This is a genomic window from Lentzea albidocapillata (assembly GCF_000719115.1).
GTDB classification, from domain to species: domain Bacteria; phylum Actinomycetota; class Actinomycetes; order Mycobacteriales; family Pseudonocardiaceae; genus Lentzea; species Lentzea albidocapillata.
In genome coordinates this window covers 481,304-498,529 of record NZ_JOEA01000009.1, presented here as the reverse complement: position 1 = coordinate 498,529, position 17,226 = coordinate 481,304, and the positions used below count along the sequence as shown (strand labels likewise).

Sequence of the window (17,226 nt, the reverse complement as noted above, 5' to 3'; positions counted from 1 at the left end):
CCTCGCGGCCGGTGTCTTCCTGCTGATCCTGGTCTTCACCCTGGGCCCGGTCGTCTCCCTGATCCCGATGGCGGCACTCGTCGCGGTCATGGTCTTCGTATCGATCAGCACCTTCGACTGGACCAGCATCAAGCCGGCCGCGCTGCGCCGTGCGCCCAAGAGCGAGACCGCCGTGATGGTCGTGACCGTCGGCACGGTCGTCGCCACCCACAACCTCGCACTGGGCGTCATCGCGGGCGCTCTGCTCTCGGCGATCTTCTTCGCCCGCCGCGTGGCGCACCTCGTCGACGTCTCCAGCGTGCTCGACCCGGACGGCACCATCCGCGTCTACGCCGTCACCGGCGAGCTGTTCTTCGCCTCCAGCAACGAACTGATGCACTCCTTCGACTACACCGACACCGTGTCGAAGGTAGTCATCGACCTGTCCGACGCGCACGTGTGGGACAGCTCCGCAGTCGCCACGCTCGACGCCGTGACCGCGAAGTTCACCTCTCGCGGCATCGAAGCCGAGATCATCGGTCTCAACCCGCACAGCGAGCGATTGCACACCAAGCTGTCAGGACAGCTCGCCGGATCACACTGACAACGCGAAGGGGCGGCATCTGCAGGTGCCACCCCTTCGCATTCGCCCATAACAGGCGAAACGGACTCTACACGACACTAACGTTAGAGTAGAGTCAGGGTCATGGAAGCCGTGCCTACCACGAGCGAACCCGTTCTGACGCAGACCGAGATCATCGACTGTGTCGAGGACGCCTTTCTCTCCGGCGCCGCCACTGTGACAGATTTGCTGGACGCGGCCCTGCGTTGCCAGGCCCGGCCCGCTGTCTTCGCCGCGCTGGTTCAGTTGTCCGAGCGCTCCTACGTCTCCGTCATGGACGTCCTGGCCAACCTGCCGGATCTGCCGTACACAGCGGACTGAACCACCAGCCTCCCCTCGTCCGAGCAGGCTTCCCGCGAACGGAGATCCTTGGCCCGTCCCACCGCCGAACCGCCCCCGGTCGCCGCCGTGCGGATGCTGCTCGCCGCCACCGCCGGCCGACGCCCTCATCCCGCACCGCTCGCCATCGCCCGAGGTGGCGTCATCGCGCTGGTTCGGGAAACCGACACCACCAGCCTGGATGTCCTGCAGGGACTGCGCACGCTGGCCGAGCACGCCGGGCTCGACCTGCTCGACGTCTCCCCCGCGCCGGTGTTCGGCCGGACACCGCGCGCCCGGCGAGTGAGACTGGTCGTCGCCGCGACACCAGCCGTCTCCCTTTCGGCTCAGCGGTGTGCCGCGGCCTGGAACGCTCCGGTGGTCCTTCCCGACGTGTTCGACCTGGACGAGTCTCTCCGGTTGCTGCTGCAGCCGGAACCGGCGCTGACCGTCGAGTTCGGCGAGGGTAGGACCTGCACGGTGCTGCAGGCAGCCCACTTCGCCGGACGCATGCACTGCTCGACCGCCTCCGGCGCCTTCGCTCAGGAAGCCCGAGCGCTGGCGGTCAGCCCGATCCCCGGCGGCATGCTGGCCTGCGCGGTGAGCGAGGAGGCCGGCCCGATCCGGCCTCTTCGCGAACCACTGACCGTGCGCCTGGCCGCTCCGGTCCTCTCGACCGTCGACGGCGTAACCGATCTCTTCCCCGCGGGAACGCACCGGATCGGCCCCGCGCAGCCGCTCTACCGAATCGTGCTCCACAACGCCGCACTGAAATCTGGTGATCTTCGATGACCGCCTCCACCACTCACGTCACTCATGCGGACAAACGCCGCGGGCTGCTGCTGGGCGCCGGGCTCGGCGACGCACTCGGCGCACCGTTCCAAGGCCACACCACCGTGGACGCCGACACCCTGGCCGCCGAAGAACGCGCACCGAGCCAGCTGGTGCACACCGACGACACCGTGCTCACCATCGTGCTGGCCGAACACCTCGCCGCCGGGCACGACACCGACGTCCTCGACGAGAACGCGCTCGCCCGCGAGTTCGCCGCGGCGTGGAAACGCGAACCATGGCGGGGCTTCGACTCCGGCACCCCGCCGGTGTTCGGCCTGCTGCACGCGGGCGTGGCGTGGAGCAGCGCCGCGAAGGCGTTCCTGCAAGCGCAGGCCTCGCAGGGCAACGGCGCTGCCGCACGCGTCGCACCCGTTGCGCTGGTGGGCACCAGCGTGCAGCAGACCAGGAAACTCGCGCTCCGCAGTGCCGCCATCACCCACGCTCACGCCCACGGCAGACACGGCGCCGAATGCCAGGCAGCCGCCGTCTACCTCGCGCTGCACAGCAACCCTGCTCAGTCGCTGGACAGCTATCAGTTCCTCCGCGACATCGTCGAAGTGCTGCCGTCACAACTGTGGCGCGAACAGCTCGACCGCGTCAGCCGTCTCGCAGACAGCGCCGATCCCGCGCGTGCCGCCCGAATCCTGGGCAACGACAGCTCCGCTCTCGGGTCGGTCCCCCTCGCACTGCTGGCATTTCTGCGCAACCCGGACGATCCCGCCGACGCCATCCGCTACGCGGTCCGGGCCGGAGGTGCCACCGACACCATCGCCAGCATGGCTGGAACTCTCGCCGGCGCACGCTCCGGCGGCACCGCGTTTCCCCAGTCCTGGCTGCGCCGCTTCCCCACCGCAGCAGCGCTGTACCGACTCGCCGACCAACTCGCCGCCACGAAGCTGCCCAACGCTTGAGTGCTCATCCCCAAGAGCTTGACTGTGCTTCGCCAGCGCGCAGTGGCCGGAGCGCCACGGATCAAGTTCAACGACGAGTTCCTGATGTCCGGCATGCTCGCCGTCGCCGAGGTGGAACTCTTGCAGGACAACGACTCCGCCACACAGTCGGTCTCGCGAAACTCGATTGATCATCGCTCATCCGGGCTGCCAGAGTCAGTATTGATCTCAGGCAGCGGAGGAGACACGATGCCAGCAGCCGACCCTCTGCCCGACGTCATCCGCGCGGACGCGGGGCTCGTCGTGATCAGCCCCTTGTATGTCGGTGGTACGCGGCAGCAGAAGGAAGTTACCGACGAAGTGCTGACTCGAACGAGACTGCGCGGCAACCCTCGCGCCTTGCGTCAGACCGGAATCATTGTCGGCTATATCTACGCACACTCAGCACCGACCGAGAGGAAACATTGAACACGGCTAGTTTCCGCGAGCTGGTTGAAACTGCACAGCAAGACGGGTGGGCCAGCGGAGGCCTCAACCTTCAGTTTCTGAACTTCTACGCCAACGAGCTTAGCCACACCGCGCTGCAGCGGGACACGCCTCCATGCAGTGACGAGCCAGGTTCACGACCTCACTCGATGGCGTGAGAATCCGCTGACAATTGGAAGATCTCAGGGGTTCATCCCCTAATCTCCGCGTTGTGCGCATTCCCGGACTCACGCGCAACGGTCGTAAGACGTCGAAGGACTTGCGTACGGGGTGAGGTGCCGCTTCCAGAGAAACGTCAGACCAACAACCGTTGCGTTGGTCGCCGCACTCGCCGCGCGACATCCAGCCGGAGCCCTGTCCCTTCGGGCGACGAGGATGATCTTAGATTTCGGACGATTCGGCATCGTTCCCGCAGATCGCGGCGCCGCCAGGAGGATCGCGCACGTGGATCAAACCTGCGGTTGATATACCCGGCTGGGTATTTTGAGAACCGTAGTCGAAAGAAGCGAGGTGCAGCGATGGTGTCGGAACCAGCTCGCGACAAGCGCGTGGCGGCCCTGCTGGTGAGTCTGCAGGTCGTTCTCCTGGCCGCCTTGGTCGTTGCGCCGGCGAGTGGCTGGGTCGCTCCTGACAGGGTGCGTTGGGCAGGGTGGGCAGCAGTGGTCGGCGGGGTCGTGTTGATGGCCGTGACGGCCGTGGTTCTGGGGCGGGGCCTGACTGCCTCACCGTTGCCGAACAGCCGTGCGGAGTTGCGGACGAGTGGGCCGTATCGGTTCTCGCGTCATCCGATGTACACGGGCTTGCTCGCAGCGGCGCTGGGGTGGGCGTTGGTAGCCCCAGGTGTGTTGCGGACCGTCGTGTTCATCGCACTGGTCGTCGTGATCGTGGTGAAGACACGCTGGGAAGAGTCGCACTTGCGGCGACGGTTTCCCGACTACCCGTCCTATGCCCAGCGGACTGGGCGGTTCCTGCCACGCCCGTGTGCTTTCGCGCGCGTGACTCGTCCGCCACAGATGCCGAGTTCGTGAAGTGAGACTCAGGTGCGCGAGCAGTGTTCGCAGCCACCGGTTTCCCGTGGTCAGAGAGGTGACGCTGGTTGATAAATACCCCTAGGGGTATAGTTGCCCAGACAGAACTTCGACGGAGGGCGTTCAACATGTGTCGCCGGGTGACGTGCAGTACGTGCGGTAAGGCCACCTATGCCGGATGTGGCCAACACGTCGAGCAGGTGCTCGGTGGGTTGCCGACCGCTCAGCGGTGCCAATGCGAGTCGCCGGGCCGGGGCCCGTCGCTGCTCAAGCGGCTGAGCGCATTGCTGAGGCGCTGAGGAGGACCACCCGCTGCGGAATCCCCGCCGCATCCCGTGCCGAGCCGCGCGGGTCGGTTCGACTGGGTGATCGTGCACTGTGCAAGAGTCGAGTGATGCGTCGTATCTTGTTCAGCAGCGACGGGCTGCTTCGACTGCCGGTGCTGCTCGCGGTGATGATCTTGGCCGCGGTGACGGTCTTGGCGTTGGCGTCCTGGGGTAGTTGGGTGGCAATGGCAGTCATCGCGGTGATCATCGGAGGCGGCTTGTTCGCTGCGATCAGCATCAAGTGATCGCAGCGAGAGGGATGCCGACGCGACTGCTCGTGATGCGGAATCGGGCTCGTGGCAACCAGGTTGACGAGGCGCGGTGGGTGTCGTACCCGGCGGTCATGTCCGGGCACGACGTCCCCGAGTCCCATGGCACACCAAGACTCGCAACCGTTCTGAGCTGGTTCCGGTCTGTGATGTTCCCCGGCGGTGATCAGGCGCGAGCAGCCAACCGTGCCCGCAACTGCCTGCCCTTCAATGGAAGTCGCAGCAGCGGGCCGATCAGGCAGAAGTCGAACACCCCAGCCGCAACGGGCAGCAATCCCGCCGCGGCGAGGACCAACCAACCGCCACCGGCGAGTGTCCCCACGGTGATCATGACGAGTCCGAGAACGACGCGCAGCGCACGACCTGCCTGGCTGCCAAGGAATCGAACGAGTCTCACGATGTGCTCCTTTTAGGAATTGCCCGCTGGGAAAGACGGGATGTCTGTGACAACACAGGCCACGGCGGCGGACGGCGGACTGACGGGCTGACGCCGCAGGTGCAGAACCGCCCCGACTCCGATGCCGTAGACGAGGTGCACCAGCAGGCTCGGCCAGACCCCTGAGATGCCTCGCGCCCACGGATGGTCATGGCCGAACAACACCGGAAGCGCCAGCGCGTTGACAGCAAGCCAGTAGCCATCGCCGTAGAGCAGGCTGAGCGCCAGTCGACGAGACAAGCTCTGTGGCCAGAGACCGGTCAAGGACAGCAATACGAGAGGACAGGCGCTGACGATGCCGATCAGCACATGCAGCGCCAGCAGCCCGACCCCACGGTCGGAGCCCGTCAACAGAGAGGCCACGAGTCGCCCGTAGCGGTTGACTTCGAACCCCATCGCCGACACGACGAGTCCAATCGGGACCATCGCCAACGCCGCGCTCACGCCCGCCACGACCGAGTCGGTCGCAGCCACGGACGGCCAGCCATGCCGCGGTCGGCACCGTACGCGCCACGCCCACACCATGGCGGCCGCGATCACCACGAGCAGCGCCGCGGCCACGACCGCCGCCAGCGATGGCGGCAACTGCAGAACAGGAGCCACCGAGTCCTGCGTACTCGTCACCCGGTGCCGGCGCCCAGACTGGACAGGGCGGCATCCAGGCGGCGTGCCGCGTCGGCGGCCACGGGTGCCAGATCGGGCAGACCCGTCAGCTCGACCATCGTGGCCGGATCGAGTGCCTGCACCAACGTGCCGTCGCCGTCGGCCCGAACCACGACGTTGCAGGGAAGCAACAAGCCTATGGCCCGGTCGACATCCAGGGCTTGCCGGGCCAGCGGCGGGTTGCAGGCGCCGAGGATCAGGTATGGCTCCATGTCGTGATCGAGTTTGGCCTTGAGGGTGGCGGTGACGTCGATCTCGGTGAGCACCCCGAACCCCTGCTCTGCCAATGCCCCGCGCACCGCCTCCACCGTGTCGGCGAACCCGGCGTCCACTCGCACGCTCCGGTCATACCCCACTGATCTTCCCGCCTTTCGCACTCAGCTGTGTCCACTCGTCGACCTCGGGGTACCCCCAGGCGTATCGGCCGGTGTCAACCAGTGACTCGTGTATACCCCTGGTGGTATCCGGTACTGTGGAAGATACCCCTATGGGTATCTTGAGGCGAGAGGAGGACTCCAGTCGTGCACTTCGTCGAGACGATCGAGGTCGAGGGCCTGGGCAATCGGCACTACCTCGCGGGTTCGGACGCGGTGGCGGTGGCGGTGGACCCGCCCCGCGATGTCGACCAGGTGCTGGCCGCGGCGGCCCGCAAAGGGGTACGCATCGGATGGGTCGTGGAAACCCATGTGCACAACGACTACGTCAGCGGCGGGCTGGAACTGGCTCGGCTGACCGGCGCCCAGTACGTGGTGCCCGCCGGGGCGCGAGTGGCCTTCGACCACACCGCGGTGTCCGATGGTGAGGTCATCGACCTTGCCGACGGGTTGGCGTTACGGGCGGTGGCCACTCCAGGCCACACTCCTCACCACACCTCCTACGTGCTGGCTGACACCGGCCGTGATGTCGCGGTGTTCACAGGAGGGTCGCTGCTGATCGGCACCGTGGGCCGTCCTGACCTGGTCGATCCCCGGCTGACCGAGTCGCTCGCGCGAGCACAGCACGCCTCGGCGCACAGGCTTGCCGACGAACTCGACGACTCGGTGCCGGTGCTGCCCACTCACGGGTTCGGCAGCTTCTGCTCGTCGTCGCAGGCCCAGGGCGAGTCGACCACCATCGGCGCGGAGAAGCAGTCCAACGAAGCGCTGACCAGCGATGTCGACACTTTCGTGATCCAACTGCTCAGCCAGTTGGACGACGTGCCCGCCTACTACACCCACATGGGACCGATCAACGCCACCGGCCCTGCCCCAGTCGACCTCACGCCCCCGCGACGCGCCGACGCCGCCGAGATCGCCGAGCGGCTCGCAGCAGGGGAATGGGTCGTCGATCTCCGGTCGCGGATCGCGTTCGCCGACGGCCATGTCGCAGGGGCGGTCAACATCGAAGGCGACGGCTCGCTCGCTACCTACCTGGCATGGCTGATGCCGTGGAACAAGCCGGTCACCTTGCTGGGCGAGTCCGCCGAGCAGGTCGCCGCGGCCCAGCGCGAGCTCGTGCGGGTAGGCATCGACCGGCCGGCCGCCGCCGGAGTCGGTGCCCCGCAGGACTGGGTGCCCGACGGCGACAAGCCCGTTTCCTTCCCCAGGGCGAGCTTCGGTGATCTGGCCGCCGCGCTCTCCGGTGGCGAGCGCCCGGTCGTGCTCGACGTGCGCCGCGACTCCGAACGGGACCAGAGCCGTATCGACGGCACGGTGCACATCCCGATCCACTCGCTGCCGCAACGGGTGCACGAGGTACCGCCGGGGCGGGTGTGGGTGCACTGCGCCAGCGGCATGCGCGCCGCCATCGGCGCCTCCCTGCTCGACGCCGCAGGTCGTGACGTGGTCGCCATCGACGACGACTACAGAGCCGCAGGCGACCTCGACGGCCTCACCATCCGCACCGACGAGCGGAAGCGACACGCCCGATGACCACTCCCCCGCTCCACGGCGCGACGACGCCGGACGAAGTCGACCCGGCATTCGCCTACCAGCACGTCACCGCCAGGACCGCAGTCCTGCTCGACGTCCGTGAAGACGACGAGTACGCCGCCGGCCACGCCCCTGGCGCAGTCCACATGCCACTGTCGCAGTTACGTGACGGAGCTGAGCTGCCCGTCGATCTCCGTCAGCGGTCCGTCCTCGCGATCTGCCGCTCCGGGGCCCGCTCCGGCGTGGCCTCCCGGATCCTGGCCGAGCGTGGCCACACCGTCTTCAACGTCGTCGGCGGGATGCAGGTGTGGCAACAGGCCGGGTTGCCTGTTGTCGACGAGCGGGGCGGGAACGGCATGGTCGCGTGAGTGCCTTGATCCTCGCCCTCGTCGCTGGAGCGATCGTCGGCCTCGCGCTCGGCGCGCTCGGCGGCGGAGGCGGTGTACTCGCGGTTCCGGCGTTGGTCTACCTGCTGCACTTGGAGCCGGCCGCAGCCGCTACCACGAGCCTGCTCATCGTCACCGCCACCTCGATGACGGCCCTGATGCGCCAGTACCGCGAAGTCGCTTGGCGCACCGGATGGCTGTTCGCGATCGCCGGCCTGCCCACCGCGGTCGCCGCCGGGATCGCAGCTCACCGCATCCCGGCACCCGCACTCACCGCCGCGTTCGCCGTGATCGCCGCCCTGGCCGCCATCACCATGCTCCGCGACAAGACCAACGCCTCTCCGGGCGATCGCGATCACGCCGACGATCGGGGTGAAGGCGCCGTGGCGACCGCCACACGCACCAGCACTGCCAAGGCGTTGTCGGCCGGGGCCGGTCTCGGCGCGGTCACCGGCCTGCTCGGCGTCGGCGGCGGCTTCCTGGCCGTACCGGCCCTAATCGCCACACTCTCACTACGCATGCGCACCGCGGTTGCCACCAGCCTGCTCGTCATCGTGGCCAACTCGGCGGTCGCGCTCACCACCCGCCTGGTGACCACCCCAACCGCCCTCAACTGGGGCGTTCTGGCCCCCTTCGCCGCCACCGCGATCCTCGGCGCCTGGGACGGCAAGCGCCTGGCCTCGAAACTGTCCGCCCGCGCGCTGCAGCGCGTCTTCGCCATCGTGCTGCTCGCCGTCGCAGCCTTCATGCTCACCGAAGCGGCCATCAACACATTCCGCTGAAGCGAGGACGTCAGGCCAGCGACAGAAACAACTTCTCCAGCCGCTTCCTCATGTCCTCGCCGTCAGGTGTCTGCCCCTCGGCGATGCACTTCTGCAATCCGGTCGCGATGATGGCGAATCCCGCCTTGTCCAACGCCCGCGACACGGCCGCCAGCTGCGTCACCACCGCCTCGCAGTCGCGTCCCTCCTCGATCATCCGGATCACCCCGGCGATCTGCCCCTGAGCTCGACGCAGCCGGTTCAACACCGACCGCAACTCCTCACCGGCCAGCTCCAGATCCACGACTTACCTCCGATGTCGATATACCCCCTTGGGTATCATACCCGGACACCGGCCCCAGCCTCGCGACCTGCCCGGAGGCATGAGCGCTGTGCGGTAGCGCGCCATGTTGCAGAGCCTGAGTGCCGGTCGCGTCACCAAAGGACTCGGCACAGCGTGGAACAGAGCCGGTTAGAACAGTGCGCCCTGGGCACTCGTGATCTGACCGAGCCGACGCGAACCTGAGGACCGGACAGCAATGGCCGCACAAGCACCTGTGATGCGGGATTCCGGACGAGCCCGGACGCTGACGGCGGGGTACCACTGGGGCTTGGTGCCGTATCGTTCGTCAATGAGGTCGTCTTCCATCAACTCCTGCACTGGCATCATTTCTACGATAAGTCCTCGACGGACATCGGCTTGGTCTCAGACGGGCTGTTCCACGCCTTCAGCTGGTTCGCCATGGTCACCGCGCTGCTGCTGATCGTGGGGCTCGTGCGCGACCAGGCGTTCGATGGCTTGACCTTCGCTGCCGGATGCTTGCCGGGGGCGGGTTTCTTCCAGCTCTACGACGGGATCGTGCAGCACAAGTTGTGGGGCCTGCACCAGATCCGATCGGGCAGATAGTGCTCCTAGGTGTCGTCGATCTCGAACGCGTGCTCTTCACACAACAGCAGGAGGTTGTCCGCACTTCGGTTGTCCTCTGCGGTCATCTCGTCCTTCCAACGAGGACCGCCCCGCCGGCGCGGGTGGATGTGCGCGACCCTGCCGTTGAGGATCGTCTCGCCGGTCTCGTTGTTCATCCGGTACAGCGGCTTGCTGCAGTCGGGCTTCGCGCAACGAAACACCGTCCCTTACAGCTACTTCGACGTCGTAGGCGAGGGCAGCGGGTGAACGATCGGCCTCGGCCTCCTATACCTGGGCGGTGTCCGTCATGCCGACCTTCTCGTGCCTGCTCCGATCCCACCGGGCTGGGCGCGCCGAAGCGTCCAACTCGCCCTCCTCAGTACGGCGGCACCTCGCCTTGCATGTAGCGGCGCTGCAGGTTCGTCTCCAGCACAGGCCGGGCCATTGGCAGAACGTCGATCGCGGTTTCCCGCTCGAAGGTCACGTACCGGACACACCGGCCGGTCGTCGTGTTCAGCCAGGCCCACAAGATCCCGGGGATTCTCGGCGGAGGATGAAGCCCTTCTCGCGCGTCAGCAGCGTTGGCGGCCTCGAGCCACGTGTGAACATCGCCGGGAAGACTTGGTCTCGTTCGATCCAGACCTCCACGCCTTGCTCCCGAACGTGGCCCAGCTCCCGCAACACCCGAACGCCATCGAACATAGGTTCGATTCTGTGCCGGATGGCATCACGAACATAAGTCAGCCACGGTCGCCATCCAAGCTTCTGCAACCGTCGTTGTCATACCGGCTTGACATCGATCAGAATCTCACGGACGGCGCCGTCCCTCGCTCTGGTGCTGCGGCGAACGCACGTCTTCGCGCGGCTGCGGCACGCGTCCAGGTCCGTCAGCAATCACCCGAGAAGACAAGAATGCCCGCGATCACGGTTCCATCTCCTCGTCGAGGTGTTCCAGGCAGATCGGCAGGCAGAGCATCCAGGGGTGTTCGCATAGGTGACCGGCGTCGGCTCAGCCCGATGCGCCCTCGGTGCGTACCACGTACTTGCAGAAACGTGCTCGCGGTCGGGGAGCACGGTCAGTGTCGTCAGCGGCATCGTGGGCCTCAAGATCACGAACGACTGATCCACCGCTATCAGGCCGACCACGCCGGCGGCCTGGTCGGCCCTACCTCAAGTCCCTGGTCACGACCTCAGCAATCAGAGCCCGCACGACGTTGATGTTCTCAATAGGCAACGGCCTCTGCGATGAGTTCCAGCGACTCCCCTGTCCCTAGCGCCGCGTCCTGCAAGCTCGCGAACCGCTGCGCACACTGGGCTGTCAACTCTGGCTCCTCGACGTACTCAGCCTTGAGGAAAGTCTCGAGATATGCCACGTCGTTGTGCTGCCGGTGAGGGAACTCGAGCAACGTGAAGGGAGAGCCCATCGCCGGATAAGCTCCCGCACTGCTTGGCACCAGGCGCACGCTCACCGCCAGATGCTCGCTGACCTCCATCAGATGCAACAACTGTGCCTTCATCACCCGCGGCCCGCCGACGATGCTCTGCAGCACTGCCTCGGGGAACACCGCCTGCACCATCAGCGGATCCTTGTCGTTCAACCGCGACAACCACACTTCCCGCACCATCGCCAGCCGTGCTGTGCGCACTGGATCTTCCAACTGCAGCACCGCGTTCGTGTACCCGGGAAGCTGGAGCACCGTCGGAATCAGATCGAGAGTAAAGGACCGCAGCAACGTCGCCTCGGACACCAGATTCGCGAAGTCCGCCGCCGGATCGAACACCACGTCGTCGCCCGCGGAACGTGCCCGCGCCCGTTCTGCGGACTGCACACGCAGCACCACGGCCTGCCATTCTGGAGTGGGCACCTTGTAGACGTACCCGAGCGCCATGACGTCCACGGAAGCCGACGGCTGCACCGCGTTCTCCATCATGGACAGCTTGGCGCTGCTGAAGCCCACGCGCTGGCCGGCCTCGGCGAGGCTCAGCTCGCGCTCGTCGCGCCACCCGGCCAACTGCCGCCCGATGGCGCGTTCGAGCGTCGTGGCCCGGAAATCCTTCGGCATGGTGAATTCCAAGATGTTGCGGTGGGGAGCGTTTCAGCTTCCCCGAAGCCAGACAAAGGACGACCGGACCATCGGCGCGCAGTCACTCAGCTATCGGCCCATTGGCTCCAGCAGCTAGCCGCTCTGCGAAATCGATGATCAGCAGCTTCGAGCCCTCGCAGTCCAAACTGGACTCACTGAGTGCCGTAACAACCTTCCCGTAGCCCTCGACTGCGGCCTTGTCCTCCACGAACACAGTGGACGTGTCGTTCTCGATGCACACCAGGGGTCCGTGGGCCTTGAAGGTCAAGCGAGTGAACGGCCCCCTCATGCCCGGATGGGCACCCAAGGCCGCAGGAACGATTCGAATGTTGATCTCAGGTCGGACCGACATCTGCAGCATGTGATGTAGCTGCTCGACGTGGACTTCGTCTCCACCGACGGGAAGCGCAAGGGCAAGCTCGTGCAGGTAAAACGTGTAGGTCAGGCCACGTAGCTGGAACTGCTGGTCATTCAGCTCCAGGCGAGCTGCGATCCATCCGTCCAGTTCCTTGTCAGGGACAGTGGACGAGGCGGTGATCTCAGCACTCATGTGGCCCGGAATCTGAAGCAGAGCAGGCAATCCGTGTGGATTCCAGGTGGTGACGGTGTCGGCCGCAGCGAGATTCTCGGCCAGCGTCCGGGGCCAAGCCAGCGGGCAGATCCCGTGCTGCTGCAACCAGTTCTTCTCACCCATGGTCGGATAGAGACGCTGCAGGTGCTTGCGTTCGGCGGCTTTGAGTCGGCAGACGCCGAGCAAAAGCGCAAGGTCGACGTCGTCAGCTCCACCCCTGCCGTTCACCACGTTCGACAGCTTGGCTTCGTCCCAGCCAACGACACCGGCGAGTTCACGTGAGCTGTAGCCCGTGCTCTCGATGGTCTGACGGAGACTGGCGCCAAACTCGCGCCCCTTGGCCGTGGAGAATCGCTTCGGCATCCCTTTTCCTTGCGGCGACTGGCAAAACACCCGATCTGTTGCGCCTTCAGCTAACCGGCCTGATCCAGTCGTGCACCAGACCGCCGATCTCGCACGGATCCGGCAGCAAACTCACATTCGCTGCCTCTGAGCTGCAAGGACCGGACGAAACGGCACGGGCGACACGATTGGGTGATTACCTCGCCGTCCCCGAAGTTGGGCAAGCGGAGTCGCGAGTTCCCCAACGGGAAGTGGTTCCACAGGATTGGCTAGGGTGCCGGCGTGACCGCATCGCACTCGTCTACTCCTGCCACTGAGGTCCTCCCAGTGGAGCAATACGTGAAGACGCTGGCCCGAAAGCGTATGGCGGCTGGCGTGCTTTTCCACGACAACGCGGGCCGGGTGCTGTTGGTCCAGCCGTCCTACAAGGACAACTGGGAGATTCCTGGCGGCGCGGTGGACGCTGACGAGTCCCCTTGGGCGGCCGCGACCCGCGAACTCACTGAAGAGCTGGGCTGGGAGAGGCCCTTGGGGCGGTTGCTGGTGGTGGATTACGTGCGCCCTCAGGACTCACGTCCTGAAGGCGTGATTTTCGTGTTCGACGGCGGCGTGCTGGACGAGACTGACCTGGTAGGCCTGGCGTTTCCGGACAGCGAGATCCTGTCGGCTGGACTCCACACGATGGACGAAGCCCGCGGCAAGGTGAAGCCGCTCCTCTCCGACCGCCTGGTCGTCGCATTGGAGGCTGCGAAGCAAGGCACGACCGCGTTGTGCGAGCAGGGACAGCGAGTCGCTTGATCGCGACCCACCGCCGCCTACCAGCTTCTCCTTACGCAGTCCGCGCTGCGGACTCGAGCCGACTGCGAGGCGGGGGCACCGTCGTTTTCGCTCCGTCGACGTGGTGTTTCCCCGCAGCCCGGTAGAGGCTGTCATGGATTCCGTCCGCGTAGAGCAGTCCGTTCAGGTCGCGACGGATTTTGGCCGTTTGGCAATCGGCACGGAAGCCAGACGCACCGAGCAGCAGCGCAAGCTCGGCGACGGTCGTGTTGGCCACGTCGATGCCGTGCGCTTTCGTCGCGGCGCCCCACAGCTCCGCTTCCGCGCCTCCTGCCTCGGCGACGTTGGACGCCATGACGGTGCCGAGCAGGGCAGTCGCCAGTTGAACGTGTGCGCGCCCCAGGGTTATCAGTGCGGAATCCCGCAGCCGAGGCAACTCTCCGCTGAACTGCCGGGCGGAGAGCCTGGCGGTCACGGTGTCGAAGACAGCGGCAGCGCCACCTAGCGCGGTGGCCGTGACGAGTGGTCGATAGCCGGCGAAGTGCTGACGCAGCAGCCTCATCCCGCTCCCGTCCAGCACGTCGTCCCGCCTGATCGGCACGGCGTCGAGTTCGAGAACTCCCCACGCCCAGCCGGCAAGCCCAGTCGGTGGAATCGGCTGCCGACGAAGGCCTTCCTCAGTGGCGTCGACCGCAGCAGCCGCTAGGCGACCATCAGGTGTTCGGAAGAACAGCACGAACACGGCCGCTTCGTTCAGCCGGCTGATCCACGTCTTACGACCCGTCACCAGCCACGTTCCACCTGGTCCTGCAACTGCTTGGGTGCGGGTTTCCGCTGGACGAGATCCGCCATGGCACTCCGTGATGGCGATCCCCGCCAACTCCCCCGCCCGCAGTCGCGGAATCCACTTCTGCCGTACCCCCGGACTGCCGTGGTCGGCGATGAGCGACCCGTGACCAAGCCCGAAAGAATCGCGCAGATCGATGTCGCGATAGCCGCACACGAACTGCACCAGCACGTGGAACAACGCGGGATCGCCCTCCGGTCCTGCGAGGCCGGAGGCGGCCAGGTCTCGCCGAATCGTCCGGAGGCGCCTGCTGCGTTCGCCCCCTGCCGGCGGTTCCGCCTCCACGGGGTAGGCCCCTACGGCCCGATCCAGTGCATCTGCGAACGCCTCCAATCGCGCCCAGTCGACCAGGCCGCCAGGGTCCAGCACGCGCCGCAACGGCCTCAGCCAGGCCGTGATCGCTTCGTGCGCCGTGGCCACCTCCCTCGCCAGGATCGGGCTCACGATGCCTCCCCACGCACAACAGCGGGATGCCCGAAAGCCAATGCACCTGGCGGGATGTCGCGAGTGATCACCGATCCCGCTCCGACGAGAGCGCGCTCGCCGACCGTCACACCGGCCAGCACGACGCAGCCGCTCCCGACCTTCGCTCCGGCCTCGAATCGCGGCGGCGCGAGAGAGGGCTCGCGGTGCGGGTCACGCCACGTCAGCGTCTTGTCGTTGATCGTGCGCACGCCGGCACCAAGGAACACTCGGTCGGCGATCACGGTCGCGCTGGTGATGTGAGAGCCGGGCGAACAGCGCACGTCACGACCGATGCGGGTGCCGCGCTCAACGGTCAGGAGGTGGCCGAGTTGCGTGTCTGCGCCGACCTGCACGGCGGTGCGCAGCAGCGTGTGGTGCCCAACCATGGAGTTCACACCAATGCCGACCTCTGCGTACACAACCGCGCCGGAGCGAACCGTCACCCCCGCACCGATGACCGTGCCGCCGCCGACACCAGGTCGGATCTTCCTGACCGCGTAGCCGAGCTCAGGCTTGCCAACGACCGCGTGCTCCTCGACACGTGCCTGAGCACCGATCGTGGTGCCGCCGTGCACGACGGCGAACGGCCCGATCACGGCACCAGCGTGGACCGTGACCGGCCGCGTTGTACCCAGTTCGTCGACCGGTACGAACAACGCAAACCGACTGATCACCGCGTGGCCTTCGACGTGCAGCAGGCCAGCGCGCTCAAGTTCTGACGCGGTCATTTCTTGCACGGTTGTGGTGTTGCTCATCATTGTCCCCTCCCCCGCGGCAGGAGTGGAGACCTACCGCGTCGACGCCCAGGACACGGCCTCTGCTATCTCGCTGACCAGCGGAGTTGCTGAGGTCGACCACTCATTTGCAAGGTGCGCAAACCGGCTGGCACAGTCTGTGATCGTTTGGGTACGCTCATAAGTCCTGCTCTGGGTGAGGAGGGCCGGACATGGATCGGACTTGTGCGATCTGGGAGACCGACGAGGTCCGCGCCGCTGTCGATTCCGGTGACCTCGGCGCGATCGTCCGTGCCGTCCGCCGGGCTGTTCCGCTCACCCTTGAGGAGCTGGCCAAGCGTTGCGGCTACTCCATTTCCACCTTGTCCCGGCTGGAGCGCGGCAAACAGCCTTTGCGGGACGTCCAGGTGCTCCGTTCCCTGGCCACCGCCCTGCAGATCCCGCCGCACCTGCTCGGCCTGTCCGACACCACATCACGGTCCGTGCACGCACCGCGTCCCGTCGCTAGGGTCAACGTCAACTTGGTGCCGGACGAGGAGACAGATCCCATGCGTCGTCGCACGCTGTTGGCGGGACTGACGGGGCTGGCTGGCGCCTCCGTGCTGGGGACCGGGTCAATGTCCTCGGCCGAAGCCGATCCGGTGAGCACGCTCGAGCGCGCCTTGCTCGATCCACCCGCAACGAGTGCCACGCCGGTCGCCATCGCCCAGCTTCGGGCCGACGTCGCCGAGGCGCGATCGGTCTACCAGCTCGGCCGCTACACCGACGCCGCGACACGGCTGCCCGGCCTCGTCTCAACGGCGATGGCCACGCGGGCCGGGGACGAGGACATCTCCTCCGCCAACGCCCTGCTGGCCGACGCGTACACACTGGCATCGGAGCTGATGGTCAAGCTCGACCGCGGGCAGCTGGCGTGGACCACCGCGGACCGGGCGATGCAGGCGGCCCACGACTCGGACGACCTCCTCGCCCAAGCCTCCGCGCACCGCGCCTGGGCCATCGTTCTGCGACGCACCGGACATGCCGACACCGCGCAGCGCCTGATCTTCAGCACCATCGGGACCCTGCAACCCGAACTGCATCGAGGTCCGGAACACCTGTCGGTGTACGGCACTCTGCTGTCCACCTCCGCGTACACCGCGGCCGTCGATGGAGATCGCGATACTGCACGTTCCTTGACCGCCGAAGCGGTCGAGGCCGCCGCGCGCCTCGGCTCCGACGCCAACCACCGGTTCACCGCGTTCGGCCCGACCGGCGTCGAGCTGTACCGCATCAGCGTGGCCAGAGCCCTGGGTGACTACGGCACCGCCATCGAGGTTGCGAAGCAGATCGACCCCACCTCCATCCCTCTCGCGGAGCGCCGCGCCCGCTACTGGTCCGACGTCGCCCACGCCTTCCACGAGTGGAACAAACCCGAACTCAGCTATCGGGCACTGCTCTCCGCAGAACGGGCGTCCCAGGACGAGGTCCGTTACCGCAAACCGATCCAGCGCATCACCACCAGCCTGCTGCAGCACCCGACCGCGCGCTCCATGCCAGGCCTGCAAGCTTTCGCTCGTCGTACTGGCGCTGTCGCATAGCCCTGTCACGG

Annotated in this window: 22 protein-coding genes; 12 read left to right on the top strand and 10 right to left on the bottom strand. The window is 66.5% G+C overall.

Annotation, left to right across the window (positions count from 1 at the left end; all coding sequences use genetic code 11):
* The 6 genes from IG04_RS0116310 to IG04_RS48960 form a co-directional block, all read left to right on the top strand.
* On the top strand, positions 1–583 hold a 583-nt coding region (locus IG04_RS0116310; RefSeq protein ID WP_030477502.1), incomplete at its 5' end, for an STAS domain-containing protein.
* Positions 584–685: 102 nt separating this feature from the next.
* The gene (locus tag IG04_RS0116305) at positions 686–922 is read left to right on the top strand and encodes a hypothetical protein (protein ID WP_030477501.1); all 237 of its coding nucleotides are present in this window, start codon (positions 686–688) and stop codon (positions 920–922) included.
* 48 nt (positions 923–970) lie between these two features.
* Entirely contained in the window at positions 971–1,711 is a 741-nt protein-coding gene (locus tag IG04_RS0116300) for a hypothetical protein (protein ID WP_030477500.1), read from the top strand.
* The gene (locus IG04_RS0116295) at positions 1,708–2,664 is read left to right on the top strand and encodes an ADP-ribosylglycohydrolase family protein (protein ID WP_030477499.1); all 957 of its coding nucleotides are present in this window, start codon (positions 1,708–1,710) and stop codon (positions 2,662–2,664) included. The genes IG04_RS0116300 and IG04_RS0116295 overlap by 4 nt, the downstream gene beginning before the upstream one ends.
* Entirely contained in the window at positions 2,665–3,111 is a 447-nt protein-coding gene (locus IG04_RS0116290; protein ID WP_030477498.1) for a hypothetical protein, read from the top strand.
* 536 nt (positions 3,112–3,647) lie between these two features.
* Positions 3,648–4,157, top strand: coding sequence for a methyltransferase family protein (locus IG04_RS48960; RefSeq protein WP_051770008.1), 510 nt, complete (start codon positions 3,648–3,650; stop codon positions 4,155–4,157).
* A 267-nt stretch (positions 4,158–4,424) separates the two neighbouring features.
* On the opposite strand, the gene IG04_RS46500 is transcribed toward IG04_RS48960, so the two are convergent.
* The 4 genes from IG04_RS46500 to IG04_RS0116265 all read right to left on the bottom strand — a co-directional run bounded on the left by IG04_RS46500 (position 4,425) and on the right by IG04_RS0116265 (position 6,183).
* The gene (locus tag IG04_RS46500) at positions 4,425–4,721 is read right to left on the bottom strand and encodes a hypothetical protein (protein WP_157512932.1); all 297 of its coding nucleotides are present in this window, start codon (positions 4,719–4,721) and stop codon (positions 4,425–4,427) included.
* Between the two features lie 197 nt (positions 4,722–4,918).
* Positions 4,919–5,149, bottom strand: coding sequence for a YgaP-like transmembrane domain (locus IG04_RS0116275; protein WP_030477495.1), 231 nt, complete (start codon positions 5,147–5,149; stop codon positions 4,919–4,921).
* A 12-nt stretch (positions 5,150–5,161) separates the two neighbouring features.
* Entirely contained in the window at positions 5,162–5,791 is a 630-nt protein-coding gene (locus tag IG04_RS0116270; protein ID WP_144065333.1) for a hypothetical protein, read from the bottom strand.
* Positions 5,792–5,808: 17 nt separating this feature from the next.
* A complete protein-coding gene (locus tag IG04_RS0116265) occupies positions 5,809–6,183 on the bottom strand; it encodes a DUF302 domain-containing protein (RefSeq protein WP_245816152.1) in 375 nt (124 codons plus the stop codon).
* Between the two features lie 189 nt (positions 6,184–6,372).
* Here IG04_RS0116265 and IG04_RS0116260 point away from each other — a divergent pair, with 189 nt between their 5' ends.
* The 3 genes from IG04_RS0116260 to IG04_RS0116250 are packed head-to-tail and all read left to right on the top strand — an operon-like array spanning position 6,373 to position 8,929.
* Entirely contained in the window at positions 6,373–7,761 is a 1,389-nt protein-coding gene (locus IG04_RS0116260) for an MBL fold metallo-hydrolase (RefSeq protein ID WP_030477492.1), read from the top strand.
* Positions 7,758–8,129, top strand: coding sequence for a rhodanese-like domain-containing protein (locus IG04_RS0116255; protein WP_030477491.1), 372 nt, complete (start codon positions 7,758–7,760; stop codon positions 8,127–8,129). Before IG04_RS0116260 ends, IG04_RS0116255 begins: the two co-directional genes overlap by 4 nt.
* Entirely contained in the window at positions 8,126–8,929 is an 804-nt protein-coding gene (locus tag IG04_RS0116250) for a sulfite exporter TauE/SafE family protein (RefSeq protein WP_030477490.1), read from the top strand. The genes IG04_RS0116255 and IG04_RS0116250 overlap by 4 nt, the downstream gene beginning before the upstream one ends.
* 10 nt (positions 8,930–8,939) lie before the next feature.
* Here the strand turns inward: IG04_RS0116250 and IG04_RS0116245 are convergent, their stop codons facing one another.
* Positions 8,940–9,206 (bottom strand): metal-sensitive transcriptional regulator, encoded by a 267-nt coding sequence (locus IG04_RS0116245; protein WP_245816199.1) that lies wholly within the window; start codon positions 9,204–9,206, stop codon positions 8,940–8,942.
* 306 nt (positions 9,207–9,512) lie between these two features.
* Here IG04_RS0116245 and IG04_RS0116240 point away from each other — a divergent pair, with 306 nt between their 5' ends.
* Positions 9,513–9,815 carry a DUF2243 domain-containing protein gene (locus IG04_RS0116240; protein ID WP_084401181.1) on the top strand — a complete coding sequence of 101 codons (303 nt, stop codon included), beginning with the start codon at positions 9,513–9,515 and terminating at the stop codon, positions 9,813–9,815.
* 5 nt (positions 9,816–9,820) lie between these two features.
* On the opposite strand, the gene IG04_RS0116235 is transcribed toward IG04_RS0116240, so the two are convergent.
* The 3 genes from IG04_RS0116235 to IG04_RS0116220 form a co-directional block, all read right to left on the bottom strand.
* Positions 9,821–9,991, bottom strand: a complete 171-nt coding sequence (locus tag IG04_RS0116235) for a hypothetical protein (RefSeq protein ID WP_157512930.1) — start codon at positions 9,989–9,991, stop codon at positions 9,821–9,823.
* A 1,047-nt stretch (positions 9,992–11,038) separates the two neighbouring features.
* The gene (locus IG04_RS0116225) at positions 11,039–11,890 is read right to left on the bottom strand and encodes a helix-turn-helix domain-containing protein (RefSeq protein ID WP_144065334.1); all 852 of its coding nucleotides are present in this window, start codon (positions 11,888–11,890) and stop codon (positions 11,039–11,041) included.
* 70 nt (positions 11,891–11,960) lie between these two features.
* Positions 11,961–12,833 (bottom strand): helix-turn-helix domain-containing protein, encoded by an 873-nt coding sequence (locus IG04_RS0116220; RefSeq protein ID WP_030477485.1) that lies wholly within the window; start codon positions 12,831–12,833, stop codon positions 11,961–11,963.
* Between the two features lie 318 nt (positions 12,834–13,151).
* Here IG04_RS0116220 and IG04_RS0116215 point away from each other — a divergent pair, with 318 nt between their 5' ends.
* Entirely contained in the window at positions 13,152–13,610 is a 459-nt protein-coding gene (locus IG04_RS0116215; RefSeq protein WP_245816154.1) for an NUDIX domain-containing protein, read from the top strand.
* A gap of 31 nt (positions 13,611–13,641) precedes the next feature.
* Here the strand turns inward: IG04_RS0116215 and IG04_RS0116210 are convergent, their stop codons facing one another.
* Positions 13,642–14,856: an acyl-CoA dehydrogenase family protein gene (locus IG04_RS0116210; RefSeq protein ID WP_157512928.1), complete on the bottom strand. Its 1,215-nt coding sequence runs from the start codon at positions 14,854–14,856 to the stop codon at positions 13,642–13,644.
* 20 nt (positions 14,857–14,876) lie between these two features.
* A complete protein-coding gene (locus IG04_RS48615; RefSeq protein WP_157512926.1) occupies positions 14,877–15,629 on the bottom strand; it encodes an LbetaH domain-containing protein in 753 nt (250 codons plus the stop codon).
* A gap of 218 nt (positions 15,630–15,847) precedes the next feature.
* On the opposite strand from IG04_RS48615, the gene IG04_RS0116200 reads away from it, so the two are divergent.
* Positions 15,848–17,215, top strand: coding sequence for a helix-turn-helix domain-containing protein (locus tag IG04_RS0116200; protein WP_030477481.1), 1,368 nt, complete (start codon positions 15,848–15,850; stop codon positions 17,213–17,215).
* Positions 17,216–17,226 lie beyond the last annotated feature (11 nt).